This is a genomic window from Tardiphaga sp. 862_B3_N4_1 (genome assembly GCF_051811085.1).
GTDB classification, from domain to species: Bacteria; Pseudomonadota; Alphaproteobacteria; order Rhizobiales; family Xanthobacteraceae; genus Tardiphaga; species Tardiphaga robiniae.
The window spans coordinates 2,439,376-2,459,359 of the sequence record NZ_JBPWQB010000002.1; the positions used below are offsets into that span (position 1 = coordinate 2,439,376).

Annotated in this window: 19 protein-coding genes; 10 read left to right on the plus strand and 9 right to left on the minus strand. The window is 62.2% G+C overall.

Features of this window, described 5'->3' with window-relative positions:
• Positions 1-31: 31 nt before the first annotated feature.
• A complete protein-coding gene (locus AB8B02_RS28815; protein ID WP_439065839.1) occupies positions 32-1,072 on the minus strand; it encodes an SDR family oxidoreductase in 1,041 nt (346 codons plus the stop codon).
• 100 nt (positions 1,073-1,172) lie between these two features.
• Between AB8B02_RS28815 and AB8B02_RS28820 the strand changes: the two genes are divergently transcribed.
• Entirely contained in the window at positions 1,173-1,751 is a 579-nt protein-coding gene (locus AB8B02_RS28820) for a TetR/AcrR family transcriptional regulator (protein ID WP_439065840.1), read from the plus strand.
• Here AB8B02_RS28820 and AB8B02_RS28825 read toward each other — a convergent pair.
• Positions 1,741-1,887: a histidine kinase gene (locus AB8B02_RS28825; protein ID WP_089262632.1), complete on the minus strand. Its 147-nt coding sequence runs from the start codon at positions 1,885-1,887 to the stop codon at positions 1,741-1,743. The genes AB8B02_RS28820 and AB8B02_RS28825 overlap by 11 nt on opposite strands.
• 176 nt (positions 1,888-2,063) lie before the next feature.
• Between AB8B02_RS28825 and AB8B02_RS28830 the strand changes: the two genes are divergently transcribed.
• The 5 genes from AB8B02_RS28830 to AB8B02_RS28850 all read left to right on the plus strand — a co-directional run bounded on the left by AB8B02_RS28830 (position 2,064) and on the right by AB8B02_RS28850 (position 7,434).
• Positions 2,064-2,705 carry a shikimate kinase gene (locus AB8B02_RS28830; protein ID WP_439065961.1) on the plus strand — a complete coding sequence of 214 codons (642 nt, stop codon included), beginning with the start codon at positions 2,064-2,066 and terminating at the stop codon, positions 2,703-2,705.
• Positions 2,702-3,844: a 3-dehydroquinate synthase gene (gene aroB, locus AB8B02_RS28835; RefSeq protein WP_439065841.1), complete on the plus strand. Its 1,143-nt coding sequence runs from the start codon at positions 2,702-2,704 to the stop codon at positions 3,842-3,844. Before AB8B02_RS28830 ends, aroB begins: the two co-directional genes overlap by 4 nt.
• A 55-nt stretch (positions 3,845-3,899) precedes the next feature.
• A complete protein-coding gene (locus AB8B02_RS28840; protein ID WP_231078190.1) occupies positions 3,900-5,249 on the plus strand; it encodes a hemolysin family protein in 1,350 nt (449 codons plus the stop codon).
• A gap of 78 nt (positions 5,250-5,327) precedes the next feature.
• Positions 5,328-6,293 carry a Bug family tripartite tricarboxylate transporter substrate binding protein gene (locus AB8B02_RS28845; RefSeq protein WP_439065842.1) on the plus strand — a complete coding sequence of 322 codons (966 nt, stop codon included), beginning with the start codon at positions 5,328-5,330 and terminating at the stop codon, positions 6,291-6,293.
• Between the two features lie 178 nt (positions 6,294-6,471).
• Positions 6,472-7,434 carry a Bug family tripartite tricarboxylate transporter substrate binding protein gene (locus AB8B02_RS28850; protein WP_439065843.1) on the plus strand — a complete coding sequence of 321 codons (963 nt, stop codon included), beginning with the start codon at positions 6,472-6,474 and terminating at the stop codon, positions 7,432-7,434.
• 52 nt (positions 7,435-7,486) lie between these two features.
• Here the strand turns inward: AB8B02_RS28850 and AB8B02_RS28855 are convergent, their stop codons facing one another.
• The 6 genes from AB8B02_RS28855 to AB8B02_RS28880 form a co-directional block, all read right to left on the minus strand.
• Positions 7,487-8,197, minus strand: a complete 711-nt coding sequence (locus tag AB8B02_RS28855; RefSeq protein ID WP_439065844.1) for an ABC transporter ATP-binding protein — start codon at positions 8,195-8,197, stop codon at positions 7,487-7,489.
• Positions 8,190-8,969 (minus strand): ABC transporter ATP-binding protein, encoded by a 780-nt coding sequence (locus AB8B02_RS28860; RefSeq protein ID WP_439065845.1) that lies wholly within the window; start codon positions 8,967-8,969, stop codon positions 8,190-8,192. Before AB8B02_RS28860 ends, AB8B02_RS28855 begins: the two co-directional genes overlap by 8 nt.
• Complete coding sequence (locus AB8B02_RS28865) at positions 8,966-9,904, minus strand: branched-chain amino acid ABC transporter permease (protein WP_439065846.1); 939 nt, start codon at positions 9,902-9,904, stop codon at positions 8,966-8,968. The genes AB8B02_RS28860 and AB8B02_RS28865 overlap by 4 nt, the downstream gene beginning before the upstream one ends.
• Positions 9,901-10,767 carry a branched-chain amino acid ABC transporter permease gene (locus tag AB8B02_RS28870; RefSeq protein ID WP_439065847.1) on the minus strand — a complete coding sequence of 289 codons (867 nt, stop codon included), beginning with the start codon at positions 10,765-10,767 and terminating at the stop codon, positions 9,901-9,903. Before AB8B02_RS28870 ends, AB8B02_RS28865 begins: the two co-directional genes overlap by 4 nt.
• 6 nt (positions 10,768-10,773) lie before the next feature.
• Complete coding sequence (locus AB8B02_RS28875) at positions 10,774-11,934, minus strand: ABC transporter substrate-binding protein (protein WP_439065848.1); 1,161 nt, start codon at positions 11,932-11,934, stop codon at positions 10,774-10,776.
• A 109-nt stretch (positions 11,935-12,043) separates the two neighbouring features.
• Positions 12,044-12,475, minus strand: a complete 432-nt coding sequence (locus tag AB8B02_RS28880; RefSeq protein WP_120288325.1) for a nuclear transport factor 2 family protein — start codon at positions 12,473-12,475, stop codon at positions 12,044-12,046.
• Between the two features lie 268 nt (positions 12,476-12,743).
• Between AB8B02_RS28880 and AB8B02_RS28885 the strand changes: the two genes are divergently transcribed.
• Both AB8B02_RS28885 and AB8B02_RS28890 read left to right on the plus strand, forming a co-directional pair.
• Entirely contained in the window at positions 12,744-13,979 is a 1,236-nt protein-coding gene (locus tag AB8B02_RS28885) for an amidohydrolase family protein (protein ID WP_439065849.1), read from the plus strand.
• A 32-nt stretch (positions 13,980-14,011) separates the two neighbouring features.
• On the plus strand, positions 14,012-15,187 hold the full coding sequence (locus AB8B02_RS28890) for an amidase (protein WP_439065850.1): 1,176 nt from the start codon (positions 14,012-14,014) through the stop codon (positions 15,185-15,187).
• 221 nt (positions 15,188-15,408) lie between these two features.
• Here AB8B02_RS28890 and AB8B02_RS28895 read toward each other — a convergent pair whose 3' ends face one another.
• Positions 15,409-17,751, minus strand: a complete 2,343-nt coding sequence (locus AB8B02_RS28895) for a Tex family protein (protein ID WP_439065851.1) — start codon at positions 17,749-17,751, stop codon at positions 15,409-15,411.
• 239 nt (positions 17,752-17,990) lie between these two features.
• Between AB8B02_RS28895 and AB8B02_RS28900 the strand changes: the two genes are divergently transcribed.
• Positions 17,991-19,244 carry an Hsp70 family protein gene (locus tag AB8B02_RS28900; protein ID WP_439065852.1) on the plus strand — a complete coding sequence of 418 codons (1,254 nt, stop codon included), beginning with the start codon at positions 17,991-17,993 and terminating at the stop codon, positions 19,242-19,244.
• Positions 19,245-19,339: 95 nt separating this feature from the next.
• Entirely contained in the window at positions 19,340-19,921 is a 582-nt protein-coding gene (locus AB8B02_RS28905) for a TetR family transcriptional regulator C-terminal domain-containing protein (protein WP_439065853.1), read from the plus strand.
• Positions 19,922-19,984: the final 63 nt, after the last annotated feature.

The window sequence follows — 19,984 nt, forward strand, 5'->3', positions numbered from 1 at the left end:
GGTTGGTTCCGTTGTTGTGCATTGTGGGAATTCAGGAGGCCGCGAGCAGGCCGTGGTCGATCAGGCTTTGTGCACTGGCGCGAATGGCCTCGTCGGCGGACCTTGGTTGCCAATCCAGCATTCGCTGCGCCTTCGCGGCACTGATACTCAGATCGACGTCGAGTTCGTGGACGATCATGCGCGACCGTGCGCTGAACGGCGCCATTGCTTTGATCATCCAGTTTGGCACCTCGCCCGAGGGCAGAGCCGGCGCATAATTCGGAAATGACTGCGCCAGTACGGCCGCCATGTCGCGCATCCATAGAAACTGCCCCGCCGCGATGAAGCGCTGACCTGACGCATCCGGATGGGTCATCGCCCTGATATGTGCATCAGCCACATCGCGGACATCGACCACCGCGATGCCGAAACGCGGCACACGTTTGAGCTTGCCGCTCATCATCTGCTGAACCAGCCCGATCGACGTGCCGTAATCCGGACCCAACAGAGGCCCGAAAATGATGCCGGGATTGATGACGGCGAGATCCAGTCCGGTTTCCGCAGCAAAGGTCCATGCCGCCCGTTCGGCCAGCGTCTTGGATTTATAGTATGGCGTTGCCCGCTTGCCCGTCGGATCGGTCCAGTTGTCTTCGGTATACGGTGCCTTGCCGCTACCGTGATTGGTGGCCGCGATCGAGGACGTCAGCACCACCCGCGTCACGCCTGCGCGGTGCGCGGCACGTAGTACCCGTAACGCGCCGTCCCGCGCGGGTTGGATCAGTTCATTTTCATCCTTCGGAAGGCCTGCCGGAAACGGCGATGCCGTGTGGATCACATAGTTGCAGCCTGTGACGGCGGCATCCCATCCGATGTCGGAGCAGAGGTCGGCTTCGACGAAACTGAGCGAGTGCGAGTCGGTTGGCGTCGCACAGATCTGCTTCGCGATCCGGTCGCAGCCGCTCATGCGACGAACGCTACCGCGGACGGCGTAGCCCTTGGCCAGCAACTGCCGGGCGATGTGCCCGCCCAGAAAACCGCCGATGCCCGTGACAAGAACAATGGTCTCTCGATTGCCGACCGATTCCGAATGCATGTTGGCTCCTGTCCCATGTGGAATGCGTGAATTGGACAATTGGACTATTATTGTCTAATTGTCTTTTGACGCTTTGGACACGAACAGTCAATCTGTCTGAATGAGCGAACGAGATGCCAAAACCGATCACATTCTGGATGCCGCACTCCCGGTGTTCGTCCGCCACGGTTTCCGCAAGTCGTCCATGGCCGATATCGCGCGCGCCGCGGGAATTTCGCGGGCGTCGCTCTATCTGAGCTTCAACAGCAAGGAAGATCTGTTTCGGGCGGGCTCGACGCGTGCCCATGCGCGGACCATGCGCGATGTCGAGGCGGCACTCTCAGGCGCTGGCGACGTGTTCGGTCGCATGGAGACGGCGATGGCTGTGTTTCAGCGCGAATTGATCGCCCCTTTCGCCGGCAGCGCCGACGCCATTGAACTGTTCGACGTCAACATGGCTCTGGCCAAAGACATCACGCTCGCCGCGCGGGCCCGACTGGTTGCTCTGCTGGCGCAGGCGCTGAGCGATGCCGAGACCGCGGGCATGATTAATCTCGGCTCATTGCAAGCCAGACCCGCCGACGTCGCGGGAGTCATTGTCGCCGCGATCGATGGCATCAAGCACGCGGAGGGAGCCGGTCCGAAATTCGCGGAGGACATGCAGCTCTTCATGCGCTTGCTACGCGCAGCTATTTCTTGAGAAACTTGTCCGGCTGGATGGTGACCGTCATGTCGCGCGGCTTCGGGTTGACGAAATTGGCCAGCGCGAAAATCACGCCATAGACCACGCCGACGATCACCGCGACGACCGTCAAAAAGCGGAACAGGCTGGGCATGATCAGGGAACTCGGCGGCGAAATGGGACGATTCGTTCCGCCGGGGGCGGTCACCCTGTCCGGATACAGACTGCAAGAGGTGCTGGCAACGCTGGCGCTGGGGGTAGTATAGGTGACCGGAATGCGGCAAACCTCTGCGATCCCTTGTCGCTCACTGATTTTGCAGGTGTTTTTTGATGTCCGAGACCATCTTGCCGGCCATTGCCAGCGCATCCCAGGAGGCCGCCATCGTCGCGGCGCTGGGAAAGCGCTCGGTCGTGCTGGTGGGCATGATGGGGGCGGGCAAATCGACCATCGGCCGGCGCATGGCGACGCGGCTGCGGCTGCCTTTCGTCGATGCCGACAACGAGATCGAGGCGGCGGCCGGGATGTCGATCCCGGACATTTTTGAAGTCCACGGTGAACCGCATTTCCGCGACGGTGAGGCGCGGGTGATTGCCCGGCTGTTGGACAGTGGACCGATCCTGCTGGCGACCGGCGGCGGTGCGTTCCTGCGCGAGGACACCCGGCAGCGCATCCGCGACAAGGCGATCTCGCTGTGGCTGAAAGCTGACGCCGACGTGATTCTGCGCCGGGTCCGGCGTCGGGAAAACCGTCCGCTGCTGAAGACCGCCGATCCCGCCGCCACCATCGCGCGACTGATCGAGGCGCGCCATCCGTTCTACGAGCAGACCGACATCACGATCGACTCGCGCGACGTGCCGCATGAGAAGATCGTCGAGGAAGGCATCATCGCGCTGCATGAGCATCTGTTCCGCCCGCACGCAGCTTCCGCCATCTCCGAACCGACAGGCGATCCCTTGAGTTCTCAACTATGACCGCCCCGCTGAAACATTCCGATCCGATCGTCGTGGACGTCGCGTTGGCTGAGCGCGCCTATGACATTGTCATCGGCCGCAATGTACTGCCGTCGCTTGGTGCGCGGATCGCCAGACTGCGGCCGGGCGTGCGCACAGCGATCGTGACCGATGGGACCGTTGCCAAGCATTGGCTGGCTGCAACGGAAGCCTCGCTGGCGGAAGCCGGCATTCCGACCTCGCATATCGTTGTTGAGGAAGGCGAGGGGTCGAAGAGCTATGCGGGCCTGGAGAAAGTTTCCGAAGCGCTGATCGCGGCGAAAATCGAGCGCAACGATCTCGTCATCGCGCTCGGTGGCGGAGTGGTTGGCGATCTCGCCGGCTTTGCCGCAGCGATCATCCGCCGTGGTGTCGAGTTCGTGCAGGTGCCGACCTCGCTGCTGGCGCAGGTCGACTCATCCGTCGGCGGCAAGACCGGGATCAATTCGCCGCAGGGCAAGAACCTGCTCGGTGCCTTCCACCAGCCGGTACTCGTGGTGGCCGACACGGCGGTCCTCGATACGCTGTCGCCCCGGCAGTTCCGCGCCGGCTATGCGGAAGTCGCCAAATATGGCGTGCTTGGCGATGTTGCGTTTTTCACGTGGCTCGAAGCCAACCATGCCGACATCATGCGCGGCGGTAGCGCTCGTGAACATGCGATCGCTACCTCGTGCCGTGCCAAGGCAGGCGTCGTGTCGCGCGACGAACGTGAGAATGGCGAACGCGCACTGCTCAATCTCGGTCATACCTTCGGGCATGCGCTGGAAGCGGTGACCGGCTTCTCGGACCGGTTGTTCCATGGCGAGGGCGTGTCGGTCGGCATGGTGCTGGCTGCGCAACTATCGGCGCAGCTTGGAATGATCGCGGAGAGCGATGCGACCCGCGTGCAGCATCATCTCGCCGATGTGGGTCTCCCCACGAAGCTGCAGGACATTGCCGGCTTCGCGCAGGAAGGCCTCGCGGACGCGGATACGCTGATGGCGCTGATGGCGCAGGACAAGAAGGTGAAACGCGGCAAGCTCACCTTTATTTTGCTGGAAGCCGTCGGCCGGGCCGTCATTGCAAACGATGTTGATCCCGCGACGGTTCGCGCCTTTCTGCATCAGAAGCTGACGGGATAGAACTGACCGTGTCCGGTTTGGGAGTTACCAAAGCCGGCGCCGTCGCAGGACTTTCATGAATTCGATTACCGTCAATCTGCTGATCGCGATCTTCCTGCTCGCCGCCAACGCGTTTTACGTGGCGGCGGAGTTCGCGCTGGTCAAAAGCCGAGGCTTCCGCGTCAAGAGCATGGTCGAGCAGAACCGCTTCGGCGCGCGCCTGCTGCAGAACATGATGGGCAATATCGAAGCCTATCTGGCCTGCTGCCAGCTCGGCATCACCATGGCTTCTCTCGGCCTTGGCTGGGTCGGCGAGCCCACGGTGGCGGCACTGCTGAAACCGGTGCTCGATCCGCTCGGGCTGTCGGAATCCGCGCTTCACTTTACGTCCTTCATTACCGGCTTCCTCGTCTTCTCCTCGCTGCATATCGTGATCGGCGAACAGGTGCCGAAGACGCTGGCGATTCGGCAGCCGGAGCCGGTGTCGCAATGGATCGCCTATCCGCTTTATGCGTCCTACATCCTGTTCTATCCGCTGAACTGGCTGCTCAACGCGGCGTCACGCGGCACGCTGGCACTGCTCGGTGTGCAGGAGGCCTCGCCGCATGAAATTCTCACCGGCGTTGAGATTGAGGGCCTTGTCGGAGAGTCTGCCGAACATGGCGGCATCGCGTCGGGCGAGGCTGAGTATATCCAGAACGTGTTTCGCTTCGGCGATCTCGCGGTGTCCGATGTCATGGTCCATCGCACGGCGATGGTGACGCTGAATGCGGACCTGCCGTCCGAAGAGCTGGTGCGCGAAGTGCTGGCCACCGAATACACCCGCATTCCCCTCTGGCGTGAGAAGCCGGAAAACATCATCGGCGTGCTCCACGCCAAGGACCTGCTGCGCGCGATCCGCGCCGTCGATGGCGATACCGCAAAGATCGACGTAGCTTCGATCGCGCTGCCGCCGTGGTTCGTCCCGGAGATGCGCCCGCTGTCGGATCAGTTGAAAGCCTTCCGCCGTCGCAAGACCCACTTCGCGCTCGTCGTCGACGAATATGGCGAAGTCGAAGGCATGGTGACGCTGGAAGACGTGCTGGAAGAAATCGTTGGCGACATCGCTGACGAGCATGACGTGGTCGTCGCCGGCGTGCGCGCGCAGGCCGATGGTTCGGTGGTGGTCGATGGTTCGGTGCCGATCCGCGACCTCAACCGCGCCATGGACTGGCATTTGCCGGATGATGAAGCGACCACGGTAGCCGGTCTCGTCATTCACGAGGCGCGCTCCATCCCCGAGCGCGGGCAAAGCTTCACCTTCTACAACTTCCGCTTCCGCGTGCTGCGCCGTGAGCGCAACCGCATCACCGCGCTGCGTATCGGGCCGGTGCCGACCGAGCCGGAAGTGCCGGAGAAAAAGCCGCGGGCCGGGACCTCGTTCTAGGCCATCGCCGGTCCGGTTCTTGCTTTTGCCTTCTTCCATGAGCTGCCATTCCATTGAATGGCGCAACTGGAGCGAGCGATGAACAAGTCCTGGCGATTGTCGTGCGTATTGGCCGCTGTATTGATGTCCGGCGCTGCGCTGGCCGACACCAACTGGCCGACGAAGCCGATCAAGGCGGTCAATCCGTTCGGTGCCGGCAGTGCGGGTGACGTGGTCCCGCGCCTTTTCTTCGAAAAACTGAGCACGGAGCTCGGGCAACCGATCGTGATTGAAAATCGCGTGGGTGCGGGCGGCTCGGTGGGCACGGGCGCGGTCGCGAAGAGCGATCCGGATGGCTACACCTTGCTGTCGCAGACCAACGCCATCTCCATTGCGCCCGCGATCTTCCCCAACCTCAACTACGACACCACCAGGGAGCTGTCCTCGGTGCTGATGATTGGCTATGCGGCCAATGTGATGATCGTGCCCAACGAACGGCCATGGAAAACGATTCAGGATTTCCTGGCTTCCGCGAAGACCAGGGGCACTGTGATCAATTACGGCTCCGTTGGCGTTGGCAGCGCCGTGCATATCAGTTCGGAAAAATTCCGCGCCGCCGGCGGTTTCGAGGCCACGCATATCCCGTATCGCGGCGGCTCGGAGGTGATCGCCGATATCATCGGCGGTCGCATCGATTTCTACTTCTGCCCGCTGGCCACGGCGCTGCCGCTGATCCGCGAAGGTCAGGTCCGCGCGCTGGTGGTGTCGACGCCGACCCGTGTGCGTGATCTGCCGGATGTGCCGACGCCGATCGACGCCGGGCTCAAGGATGCGGACAGCTCAATCTGGTTCGGCGTGTTTGTGCCATCGAAAACGCCGCCGGAGATCGTCGAGAAGCTCTATGTGACTGGCACCAAGGTGCTGAACACGGCTGACATGCAGGCTTCGCTGAAGAAGATTGGTGTCGAGCCGATGCCGATGAAGTCATCCGAGATGGATGCGCTGCTGGTCAAGGAAATCGCCGACAACAAGGTGCTGCTCAAAAGCGAGGTCGCGGCCAAGTAGGCGGACTGGCCGGCCTCGCCAGCACGGGTGAGGCCGGCATTGTCCTTTGTCTGGGCTGGATCACCGCGCGTTTGGGCGTTGTTTTAGGCTTCAAACGGTCCGAAACTTGCTTCGCTGTCGCCGATTGGCCCGATCATTGGGCGGCCATTCCCATCGAATGGTATTATTGGAGCAAGTAATGAGTAAGTTTGTGCGGTGGTCGTGTGTTTTCGCCGGTGTGCTGCTGTCGTCTGTCGCGGCGCAGGCCGAAAACAACTGGCCGAGCCGTTTGATCAAGGCCACCATCCCGTTCGGCCCCGGCAGCGCCACCGACGTGGTGCCGCGGATATTCTTTGAGCGCCTCGGCCCCGAACTCGGTCAGACGATCGTGGTCGAGAACCGGGTCGGTGGTGGCGGCTCGATCGGCACCAATGCGGTGGCCAAGGCGGAGCCGGACGGCTACAGCATCCTGGCGCATTCTTCGGCGCTGGCGATTACGCCGGCAATCTTTCCGAACCTGCCCTATGACACGTCGAAAGACCTGTCGTCGGTCATCATGATCGGCTCCAGCCCGCAAATCATGATCATTCCGAAGGAGCGGCCCTGGAAGACCGTGGACGATTTCCTCAAGGATGCGAAAGCCAAGGGATCGCAGATCAATTTCGGTTCGGTGGGCGTCGGCAGCGCCGTGCATATCAGTGCCGAGAAATTTCGCCTCGCTGCCAAATTCGAAGCGACCCACGTGCCGTATCGCGGCGGTCCAGAAGTGATCGCCGATATTCTTGGTGGCCGTATCGATTTCTACTTCTGCCCGGCGGCGACCGCTTTGCCGCTGATCCGCGAGGGGCAAGTGCGTGCATTGGTCGTCTCCACCGACAAGCGCAGCAATGAACTGCCCGACGTGCCGTCGATGACGGAAGTCGGTCTGAAGGACGGCGTCAGCGAGAGCTGGATCGGCGTATTCGTACCCTCCAAGACGTCGTCCGAGATCGTCGCCAAGATGCACGACGCCGGCGTCAAGGTACTCGCCAAACCTGAGATGCAGGCGGCTCTGAAGAAGATCGGTGTGGAGACGATCACGATGGAGCCGAAAGCGATGGATGAGCTGGTGGCAAAGGAAGTCGCCGCCAATATCGCACTGCTCAAAGATGTGAAGCAGTAAGCGCTGCGCGCTGTCTCTCCCGGCTGTGCGCGGGGAGAGGCAGGAAAAAGTGCTAGCCGCCCAAATACGCTTCGCGAATGCGCGGATCGTCGGCCAGCACCGAGGCCGGGCCCGACAGCGTGATCGATCCGGTCTCCAGTACGAAAGCGCGTGCAGCCACTTCCAGTGCCATCGCCGAATTCTGCTCGACGAGCAACACGCCCAGTCCAGTGCGTTTATTCAGCTCGACGATCTTGTCGAACACCTGCTCGATCACGATGGGCGCGAGCCCCAGCGATGGTTCATCCAGCATCAGAAGGCTCGGCCGTGACATCAGCGCGCGGCCGATCGCCAGCATCTGCTGTTCGCCGCCGGAGAGCGACCACCCGCCTTGCTTGATGCGCTCCTTCAGTCGTGGAAACAGTTCGAACACCAGCGCCAGATCGTCTTCGACCTCGGCCTTCTTGTAGGCGCGGGACGCCGTTCCCGTGATCAGGTTCTCGCGCACGGTGAGGCCCGGAAATATCCGGCGGCCTTCGGGGCAATGCGCGATGCCGGCGCCGACGATGGTTTCCACAGCGGTGCCGTGGATGGCCTCGCTCTTCCACGAAATCGAGCCGAACGTTGGTCGCAGCAGGCCGGAGATGGTGCTCAGGGTTGTCGTTTTGCCGGCGCCGTTGCCGCCAATCAGCGCGACGATCTCGCCCATTTCGACGCTGAACGAGATGCCCTTCAGTACTTCGATGTGGCCGTAGGAGACATGGAGGTTCTCGATCTTAAGCATGGCGATGCCGCCTGCCGAGATAGGCCTCGATCACCAATGGGTTTTGCTGAACCGCGCTTGGCGCGCCTTCAGCGATCTTCTTCCCAAAATCCAATACGGCCACGCGGTCGCTGATCCCCATCACCAGTCGTACATTGTGTTCGACCAGCAATATGGTGATGCCCTTGCCCTTCAGTTTCGCGATGGTGTCGAGCAGGGTCATGCTCTCGGTCATGTTCATGCCGGCGGCGGGCTCATCCAGCAGCAACACCTTCGGTTTCGATGCCAGTGCGCGTGCGATTTCCAGCAGGCGTTGCTGCGCATAGGGCAACTGGGTCGGGCGATCGTCCGCGCGTGCGGCGAGACTGACGATCTCCAGCGCTTCGCGCGAGGTGCTCTCGATCTCAGCCTCGCGTTGTCGCTGCGTGCCGTTCGACAGCATGATGTTGAGCATCGACATGGGCGTGTTGCAGGCTGCAGCGACTTTCACATTTTCCAGCACGGTGAGATTGGAGAACACCCGGATGTTCTGGAACGTGCGCGCCAGGCCAAGCCGGGCGATGCGGTTTGGCCTGAGGCGGAATATCTCCTTGCCGTCGATGCGGATTGAGCCGGCATCTGCGTGCGACGCGCCGGACAGCGCATTCAGCAGCGTGGTCTTGCCGGAGCCGTTGGGGCCGATGATCGCCTGCACGATGCCCCTGGGCACATCGAGATCGACACCATCGAGCGCGACGAGGCCGCCGAAGCGCCGCGTCACGCCACGCGCAGTGATGATCGTTTGATCCGTCATCGCGCACCTACCCAGCGCGGCAGTCGCGCAGCCAGCGAAGCAAGACCGCCGGGCGCCAGCACGATCACGGCGATGACGCCGAGGCCGTAGAGCACGAGGTACCATTGCCCGAGAAACCGCAACGCCTCCGGCAGAATGGTCAGGCCGACGGCGCCGATGATGCAGCCGGGGATCGAGCCCATGCCGCCGACGATCAGCATGGTCATCAGCAGGATGGCCTGGGTGCCGGAGAAACTGTCCGGGCTGATGAAGCGGATCGAGGAGGCGTAGAGGCAACCCGCGAGGCCGGCATAGACCGCACCGATCATGAAGGCGATCAGCTTGGTACGCGTGGTGTCGACGCCGCTCTGTTCGGCGGCGATCTCGGAATCCTTGGTGGCGATCATGGCGCGGCCGAGGGACGACTGCCTGATCCGAGCGGCCACGAGAACCGCAATCGCCAGCACGGCGATCAGCAAATAGTAATGCTGGATCTGCCCCTGCGGGCCGATGCCGAACACGCTGATACCCGGGATCGCGCGGAGGCCGGAGGTGCCGCCCGTCACCGGCTCCCAATGTACGATGATCAACCGGACGATCTCGCCGAAGCCGATCGTGGTCATTGCGAGATAATAGGTGCGCAGCCGCAACGTCGGCAGGCCAAGCACGAGACTCGCCGCCATCACGATGACCACCGACAGGAATGGCGTCGTGATCCAGGGCAATCCGGCTTTGGCGGCGATGCCTGTAGTGTAGGCGCCGAGGCCGTAGAATGCGGCCTGGCCGAAATTGATCTGGCCGACCCAGCCGGTGGCGAAGTTCAAGCCGAGCACGACGATGGCGTTGAGAATGGCGATGTTGAGGAGCTGAATGACATAGTTGTCATGGGTCGCTGCCGGGATCAGCAGCGCCACCACAACGCCAAGCGGGAGCGGAAACCAGTGTTTCACTGTCATACCTTCTCGCTGCTCTTCTCGCCGAACAGTCCGCGCGGCCAGGCCACGAGCACGGCGATCATCACGATGAAGGCATAGGCATCGCGGAAATTCGAGGAGATGTAGCGCGCGCCGAAGGTTTCGGTGAGGCCGAGAAACAACCCGCCGATCACCGCGCCCGGCAGATTGCCGAAGCCGCCGATCACGCTGACGACGAAACCCTTGAGACCTAAGCTGCCACCCATGGTCGGTTCGGCAAGAAAGATCGGCGCAACCAGCAGGCCAGCGATGCCCGACAGGATCGCACCGAAGGCAAAGGCCACCGCGATGATGCGGTTGACGGAAATCCCGACCAGCCGCGCGGTGTGCAGATCTTGCGCAGTCGCCTGCATCAGGATGCCGAAGCGCGTTCTGGTGAGCATCAGATATTGCAGCAGCAGGATCACGGCCAGCGTACAGAAGATGAAGAGCTGGTGCATCGAAATGACGACGCCGGCAAAACGCAGCGGTGGGCCGCGGGCCGGCGAGGGCAGCGAGACCGGCAGTGGCCCCCAGACGATCAGCGCGATGTTCTCCAACACGATGCCCATCGCGATGGTAGTGAGGATCACGAGGAATGGTGGCCGCCCGCGCAAGGGGAAATAGACCAGCACCATGAAGACGATGCCGATCAGCGCCATCGCCAGCATGGTGGAGGCCCAGGCCAGCGCCATCGGCAGCTCATGCGTCACCGCGCCCGAAATGCCGATAAAGGCACCGAGCATCAACAACTGTCCCTGCGCGAAATTGACGATCTGGACGGTGTTGAAGATTAGCAGCAGACCGAGCGCCACGAGAGCATAGATGCTCCCGAGCGCCAGGCCGTTGACGACGAGCTGGCCCATAAAGTTTTAGAACCCGCTCTCTTTGATCGGTCCGGTGAATTCCGGGGTCTTGCCTTTGTTGCGGTAGATGCCGAGCGTATGGGTGAGATCGCCATTGGCATCGGCCTGGTAGGCGATCAGCATGCCCTTGAAGTCCTTGGTGGCAGCCATGGCGTCGCGGATCGCCGGCTTGTCGCAGCCGACGTTCTCGATGATCGACTTCAGCATGTAGATCGAGTCGTAATAGGAGACGGTAAAGTTATCGGCCGGCACCTTGTATTTGTCCTGCACGCGCTTTGCCCAATCCAGAATCTTCGGATCGGTCGAGGTCTGCGGGATCATGCCGCCGATCGCATAATTGCCGTCGGCTTCGGCCGCGGAGAGATTGTTCAGCGTGGTCTGCGCGACAATGCTGGTATTGCCGATAGTGGTCAGCTTGATGCCGAGATCGCCCATCTGCTTCAGCACCAGCGTGATGTCGGAGGGACGACCGAACAGGATCAGGCTGTCGGCGCCCTTGTCCTTGATCTCCAGAAGCTGCGCGCTCATGTCCTTGTCGGACGGGGCATAAGAGGCTGTCGCGACCGGCATGACATTGAGTTTGGCGAGTGCCGCCTGAATGCCCTTCGACGCGCCGAGGCCGTAATCGTCGGCAACGACGAGAATGCCGGGCTTGGTCTTCTTCAGCGACTTCACGAGATATTCGGGGATCAGTTCGGCGAGCTGGCCGTCATGGGCGTGGGTGCGGAACAGCCACTTCGAGCCCTGCGCGGTGACTTTCGCGTTGGTGGCGCCGACGATGAACGGGGTCTCGGATTTGTTGACGCTCTCGGTCTGTGCAAACACATGCGGCGAGATCATCGACGACATGATGACCAGCGGCTTGCTCTCGATGATGCGATTCATCGCATTCAGAGCGTCGGTCGACGAGGCGCCGGTGTCCTCGGTGGTGAGTGCGATCTTCTTGCCGGAAATGCCGCCGGCGGCGTTGATCTCGTCGACAGCGAATTCAGCGCCGTTGCGGGCTTGGGTGCCGAGCAGCGCGAGATTGCCAGTCAGCGGCGTGGTAAGGCCGAACGGAATCGTCGCTGGACAGGCCGCTGCATCGGCCTTGGCAGTGTTGGTGACACCGATCAGACACAGCAGCGCCGCGCCTGTCATCATGGTCTTGGAGAATCCCTGCAACATCGACGTTCCCTGGTTACACTCAGCTTGCATTCTGTATGCAAGCTGAGTGCCAGATCGTCGACATTTCGAGGTGCTGAATGCCGGCGGCGATCAAGCCGCCGTGTTTACGCTACGCTTCGATATCCATGCGTATGAGAATGCGTTCGGCGCTGTCGTTCCAGACATCCATCCTCACGATCTTGCCGTCCCGCACGACGAAGCGATCGACATAGCGATTGCCTTCGAACGGCGTGCCGTCATGCCATTCGCCGTACAGAGTGCCGGTGTTGTAGACGATGGTCTCGCCATTCCCCGGCGACACGTCGGTGCGCTCCATCTTTTTCTTCACCCATTTGTAGCGCATGGCGTTGAACGCGGTGGCATCGCGCGGATGCTTGAACTTGCGGCCGCCGGTGAAGGTGATCGCGACGTCGGCCGACATGAAGGTGCCGGCGGTTTCCGGGTCCGGCACCATGGAGGCCACGAGAAACCGCTCGACGAGGTCGGCAGCCTGGGCGGTTTCATCGGTGACGGGCGCAAGCGCGGTGGGGGATTGCGACATCGGGTTTCTCCTGCGGGCAGATGCTGGCGCCATCATAGCAAAACCGATGCCAGAATTGTATTCGGTAGATGCATCAGATCGTATACAATTCTTGTGTGGCGCGCCTCATTATTGGGCGTTCCTTGAAGCAAGATTTGAAGATATTGTCTTATTTTCAGATAGTTAGTCAGAGGTTAAATCGCATGCGCCTTGGCACATGCCTTGCTTGCCCGCGCATATGCTTTCGCTACGTCCCGATCGGTGGCGTGGCCTCTTCAGGAGTCCTCCCATGACCTTCGATCTCATCCTGCGCAACGCGCGCATTGCCGACCGGCCCGATGGCCCGGTGGATATCGGCATTCGCGGCGGGCGGTTCGAGGCCATCGAGATCGGCCTGCCGCGCGGCGTGGCGCCGGATCAGGATGTCGGCGGCCGGCTGCTCGTGCCGGGCTTCGTGGAGACGCATATCCATCTCGACAAATCCTGTCTCCTCGGCCGCTGCAATTGCGCGAATGGTACGCTCGTGGAGGTGATCAGCGAAGTCTCCCGGGCCAAACGCGACTTCACCGAAGAGGACGTCTACGCGCGCGCATCGCAGACGCTGGAGAAAGCGATCAAGCACGGCACCAACCGCATGCGCACGCATGTGGAGGTCGATCCGCGCATCGGCCTGACCAGCTTTCGCGCGCTGAAGAAGCTGAAGCAGGACTACGCCTGGGCGATCGATCTGCAGCTCTGCGTGTTTCCGCAGGAAGGATTGCTCGACGATCCCGGCTGCGAGGACGTCCTGCTGCAGGCGATGCGAGAGGGCGCTGATCTTCTCGGCGGCGTGCCTTACATCGACAAGGACTCGAACGGCCAGATCGCCAGGATCTTCGGCATTGCGCGGGAGTTCGGCGTCGATATCGATTTCCACCTCGATTTCGATCTCGATCCAACGCGGTCGGACTACGAAGAGGTCTGCCGCATGACGGAGGCCACAGGCTGGGGCGGCCGTGTCGCCATCGGTCATGCCACAAAGCTGTCGGCGATGCCGCCAGCGGATTTCGAGGCGGCGGCGAAACGGCTCGCCGATGCCGGCGTCGCGGTCACGGTGTTGCCGGCGACCGACCTGTTCCTCACTGGCCGCGACCACGATCACAATGTGCCGCGCGGCGTCACCTCGGCGCACAAGCTCCGTGCGCTTGGCGTGAACGCCAATATCTCCACCAACAACGTGCTGAATCCGTTCACGCCGTTCGGCGATGTCTCGCTGATCCGCATGATCAATCTCTATGCCAATGTGATGCAGGTCGGCGCCATGGACGACCTTGCCGGATGTCTCGACCTCGTGACGTCCGCACCGGCGACGCTGCTCAACCTGAAGCACTACGGCATTGCCGTCGGCAATCCCGCCGATCTCGTGGTGCTCGATTGCGAGACCAAGGCAGAGGCGGTATGCGAGATCGCGCAGCCGCTGTTCGGTTTCAAGAACGGCATCAGGACCTTCATCAGGCCGGCTGCGAGTCTGCTCAAGCCCCACTGAAGCGGGCGTCCTTTTGTCGTACGGAGACTTCGATGCCGATCAATGACACGCTCAACGCCTTTGTGGATCATGGCCACATCGAAGTGCAGACCACGACAGAGGGGCCTCTCGCGGGTCTCACCTTTGCGCTGAAGGATTTCTTCGATCTCGCCAATGTGCCGACCGGCGCCGGCAGCCCGGAATGGCTGGCGACACATCCGGTGCCAACCAAATCCACGCCGATCGTGGATCGTTTGTTGAATGCCGGAGCGAAGTTGGTCGGCAAGACGCACACGGATGAACTGGCCTGGAGCCTGAATGGCGAGAACGCGCATTACGGCACGCCGATCAATCCGGCTGCGCCCGGCCGCATTCCCGGCGGCTCGTCGAGCGGGTCGGCCGCTGCGACCGCTGGCGCGCTCGTCGATTTCGCCATCGGCTCCGACACCGGTGGTTCGGTGCGTTTGCCCGCCAGCTATTGCGGTGTCTACGGCATTCGCACCACGCATGGTCGCATTCCGCTCGATGGCGCGGTGCCGCTGGCGCCGAGTTACGACACTGTCGGCTGGTTCGCGCGCTCGCCCGAATTGATGGTCGAGGTCGGCAAGGTGTTGCTCGACAAGGCGCGTGCCCCGCGCCGGGTGAAGAAGGTTCTGATCGCAAGCGACCTGTTTGGCGCTGTCGATGAGAAGGTTCGCAACCTGCTGCAGCCGTCGGTCGATCGCATCAAGGCGCTGGTTGGCGCGAGCGAGGAGGTGGATGTCGCGAGCGGTGAACTCAACGCTTGGCGCAACACCTTCCGTGTAGTTCAGTCGGAAGAAGCCTGGGCCGCGCAGGGCGAATGGATCAAGGCGACCCAGCCGAAGCTCGGCCCCGGCGTGAAGGAGCGTTTCGCTGCTGCGGCGGTTCTCGATCCCGCCGAGATCGCCGCTGCGCGGGCCATGCGAAAAGTCATCATTGAACGCGTGCTGTCGCTGCTGCCGACCGATACGGTGTTGCTGCTGCCGACCGCGCCGGGGATTGCGCCGCTGCGCAACACACCGGATGTGACGCTCGACGTATTTCGTGCCCGCGCGATCGAACTGCTCTGTGTGTCCGGCCATGCCGGCACGCCGCAGGTCTCACTGCCTGTCGCCAGGCTCGACGATTGCCCGATCGGGTTGTCGATCATGGGCGCGCGGGACTGCGATGAGGATATTCTGGCGCTGGCCGTGGAGTTGGGGAAGTAACGCACCGGCCGTGTGCTCCCTCTCCCCGCTCTACGCGGGGAGAGGGGTGGGGTGAGGGGCTGAGCACTCACTAAAATAAATCGAATGACGTTGCGGGTCGCACAATCCGATCTGAGAGATCAATCATTGAGGAGAGGCGCTGCCATGCCCCTCACCCGACCGGCTACGCTGCGCTTTGCCGGTCGACCTCTCCCCGCAATGCGGGGAGAGGTTAAGTAAGACTACTTCGCTTTGCCCGCGCCCTTCTCGGCGGCGCGGCGGAGCGCTTCCGCAAATGCACCACCGCCACTGCTCTCCTGCTTCGCCGGAGCACGCGACGTCATCTGGCGCTCGTTGAAGCGCGGGCCGCGATCGGCTTGCGGGCGGTCGGCCTTGGCGCCGACGGGGTCGTCCATGCGCAGCGTCAGAGCGATGCGCTTGCGGGCGACTTCGACTTCCAGCACCTTCACCTTGACGATGTCGCCTGACTTCACGACCTCGCGCGGATCCTTGATGAAGGTCTTGGACATCGCCGAGATGTGCACGAGACCATCCTGATGCACGCCGATATCGACGAAGGCGCCGAAAGCAGCGACGTTGGTCACGGTGCCTTCGAGCACCATGCCGGGCTTGAGGTCGCTGAGCTTCTCGACACCTTCCATGAACACCGCAGCCTTGAAGGCGGGGCGGGGGTCGCGGCCGGGCTTTTCGAGTTCTTTCAGAATGTCGGTGACCGTCGGCAGACCGAAGGTGTCATCGACGAAGCTCTTGGGTTGCACCTTGCGCAGGATCTCGGCATTGCCGATCAGCGCCTTGATGTCGCTCTTGGTGGCTTCGAGAATCTTGCGCACCAGCGGATAGGCTTCCGGATGCACGCCGGACTTGTCGAGCGGATCCTCGCCATCATTGATGCGCAGGAAGCCGGCGCATTGTTCGAACGCCTTCGGGCCAAGCCGCGGCACTTCCTTCAGCGCCTTGCGTGACTTGAACGGGCCGTTGGCGTCGCGGTGCTGCACGATGCTCTGCGCCAGACCGGTGCCGATGCCGGACACGCGTGCCAGCAGCGGCGCCGATGCCGTGTTCACGTCGACACCGACGCCGTTCACGCAGTCTTCCACGACGGCATCGAGCGACCGCGCCAGTTTGCTCTCGCCGAGGTCGTGCTGATACTGGCCGACGCCGATCGCTTTTGGATCGATCTTCACCAGTTCGGCCAGCGGATCCTGCAGGCGGCGCGCGATCGACACCGCGCCGCGCAGCGTGACGTCGAGCTCGGGCAGTTCTTCAGAAGCGAAGGCCGAGGCCGAATAGACCGAGGCGCCGGCTTCCGACACCACGATCTTCGACATCTTCAAATCCGGCAGCAGCTTCACCAGCTCCATCGCCAGCTTGTCGGTCTCGCGCGAGGCCGTCCCGTTGCCTATGGCGATCAGATCGACCTTGTGCTGGACGGCGAGCTTGCCGAGCATGGCGAGCGACGCATCCCACTGGCGCTGCGGCTCATGCGGATAAATCGTGGTCGTTGCGACGACTTTACCGGTGGCGTCGATAATCGCGGTCTTCACACCCGAACGGAAACCGGGATCGAGACCCATGGTGACGCGCGCGCCGGCAGGCGCTGCGAGCAGGAGATCGCGCAAATTGGAGGCGAACACGCGGACGCCTTCTTCTTCGGCCGCAGTCCACAGCCGCATGCGCAGGTCGATGTTGAGATGGACCTGGATCTTGGTGCGCCAGGCCCAGCGCGTGGTTTCGGTCAGCCACTTGTCACCGGGGCGGCCTTGATCGGAAACGCCGAAGCGATTCATGATCTTCAGCTCATAGGAGCTCGGTGTGGTGGTCGGGGCGGGCGTCGCCGGCACCGGCTCAGGCTGCATCGCGAGGTCGAGGATCTCTTCTTTCTCGCCGCGGAACAACGCCAGGATACGGTGTGATGGCAGCTTGTGCAGCGGCTCGCTGAAGTCGAAATAGTCCTTGAACTTCTCGCCTTCGGTCTTCTTGCCGGTGCGCACGGTCGAGGCCATCAGTCCATTCGACCACATCTGCTCGCGCAGCGCGCCGATCAGATCGGCGTCTTCGGCGAAGCGCTCGACAAGAATGGCGCGCGCGCCGTCGAGCGCAGCGGCGACATCGGCGACGTTCTTCTCGGCATTGACGAAAGCTTCTGCAACTTTCTTTGGATCGTTCTGCGGCTCGGTGAGCAGCAGCTCAGACAGCGGCTCGAGGCCGGCTTCCTTGGCGATCTCGGCCTTGGTGCGTCGCTTCGGCTTGAACGGCAGATAGATGTCTTCGAGACGGCCCTTGGTGTCGGCGGTCATGATGGCGGTTTCGAGCGCAGCGTCGAGCTTGCCCTGTTCGCGCACTGATTCCAGAATCACGAGGCGGCGTTCTTCGAGTTCGCGCAGATAGGTCAGGCGCTCTTCCAGCGTGCGCAGTTGCGCGTCATCGAGACCGCCGGTGATCTCCTTGCGGTAGCGTGCAACGAAGGGCACCGTCGCGCCGCCGTTGAGCAGTTCTACCGTCGCCGCGACCTGCTGTTCGCGCACGCCAAGTTCGTCTGCGATCTTCTGATTGATGTTTGCCACGCGTAGAGATTCCTTCGAAATTCCGTGGCGGGTCATACCGCCGTCGCAAAACGCTTATGGACCGATGCCGCACGATTCATCAACCCCGGCGGATGCAGTCGATTGTTCTGTGGATCGCGTTGTTTTGCTTCGAAAATTGCAGTGTTCGATGCGCTTCATGACAGTGCGGCTGTGCAAAAATATAATGCTAGATCGCGGCCTGCGAACTGTGTAGACGGACGTTCCTTTCGGGAGCGGCAATGTCGGTTTGTGGTCTGGATTTTGGGACGTCGAACACGACGCTAGGCACGGTCATCAATGATGTTCCGGTGCTGGCGGCGCTCGAAGACTATCATGTCACAATTCCGAGTGCGATCTTTTACAAGGCCGATACCGGCGCCTTCATCGGCCGCAAAGCGATCGAAGCCTATGTCGAGGGGGCGCCTGGCCGCCTGATGCGCAGCCTTAAATCCGTGCTTGGCACGTCGCTGATCGACGAGACGACGCGCGTCGGCCGCGAACGCGTCAGCTTCCGCAATGTCATCGCCTATTATCTCGGTGCGGTGAAGCGGCGTGCGGAACAGGCCACAGGGCTTGAACTCCGCCAAGTCGTCCATGGCCGTCCCGTCCATTTCGTCGACGACAATCCGGCGGGCGATGCCAAGGCCGAAGCTACGCTGCGCGCTATAGCGAAAGACGTCGGCTTCGAGGACGTCACGTTCCAGTTCGAGCCGATTGCCGCGGCGCTGGATTACGAGCGCCAGATCAATTCGGAGGAGATCGCGCTGATCGCCGATATCGGCGGCGGCACGTCGGATTTCTCCATCGTGCGCCTTTCGCCCGAGCGGCACCGTCATGCCGATCGCAAGGACGACATTCTCGCCAATGACGGCGTGCGCATCGGCGGTACCGATTTCGACAGACATCTCAGCCTCGGCGTGATCATGCCGCTGCTCGGCTATCGCTCGGCGATGAAGCGCGCGGGGCTCGATGTGCCGTCAGGCTATTTCCACGATCTGGCGACCTGGTCGAGCATCAACCGGATGTACGATTCCAAGGTCATGAATGAGGTGAAACAGGTGCGCTATGAGGCACAGCAGCCGGAGCTGCTGGATCGCTTGGTGCGCGTACTGGACGAGCAGCGCGGCCACACACTGGCCATGGAAGTCGAGGGCGCCAAGATTGGCCTGTCCAACAAGCCGAAATCGAGCATCGCGCTGGACTGGATCGAGCCGGGTTTGGCCGCTGGCGTCGCCCGCAAGGAACTCGTCAGCCACACCCAGTTGCTCGCCGATCGGATCACCGCGCGGATCAAGATCTGCCTGAACCAGGCCGGATTGAAGCCCGAAGCGATCGATGCGGTGTTCCTGACCGGCGGTTCGGTGCAGCTCGCCCATGTCCGCAAGGCGATCACGGCGGCGCTGCCGGCCGCCCGCGCTATCGATGGCGACACGTTCGGGGCCGTCGGCAAGGGTTTGACTGTCGAGGCGGCCCGCCGCTACGGGCACGGCTAGACCCAAAGGCCAGGGCAGTAAAAAGGGGGCTGAACGCCTTGTGGTTATGCGCGGCGGTCGCTTGATCCGGCGCCCGGCACAGCCATATTAAGTCCATGGCGAAGCTCTCGAATCGCGACAGGATTCTCACCGCAGGCCTCGCGGTCGTGCATGCGCGCGGCTATGCGGGCGCCAGCGTTCGCGACATCGTGCATGCCGCCGGCGTGCCGCAGGGCACCTTCACCAACCACTTTACCTCCAAGGAAGAATTCGGCCTCGAGATCATCGATCTCTATTTCGCGAAGGGCCGCGAGCTGATGGCGCAGACGCTGCGCAATGAAGGTCTGTCGCCGCTGGCGCGGTTGCGCGCCTATATCGATGCCAACGTGGCCCGGCTGAGCGAAGACCAGATGTGCAACGGTTGCCTGTTCGGCAACTTCACGGCAGAAGCCAGCGACCACAGCGACCTCATTCGCGACCGGCTGCTGACGATCTTCGCCGATGTTCAGCAGAGTATTGCCGAATGCCTGACCTCCGCGGTGAAATACGGCGAGCTGCCGGCCGACTTCAAATGCGCGGAGGTTGCGGGTTTCATCGTCTCCTCGCTGCAGGGTGCCAACCTGCTGTCGAAAGCTGAACGCAGCCCGGCACCGATTGAGCGCTTCGCGCAGGTGCTGTTCACGCAGGTGCTGCGCTGAGCTGATTGCTGCTCTGCACAGACATTGCCGCTCCCCGGGTCTTTCGCTAAACCGTGCGACATG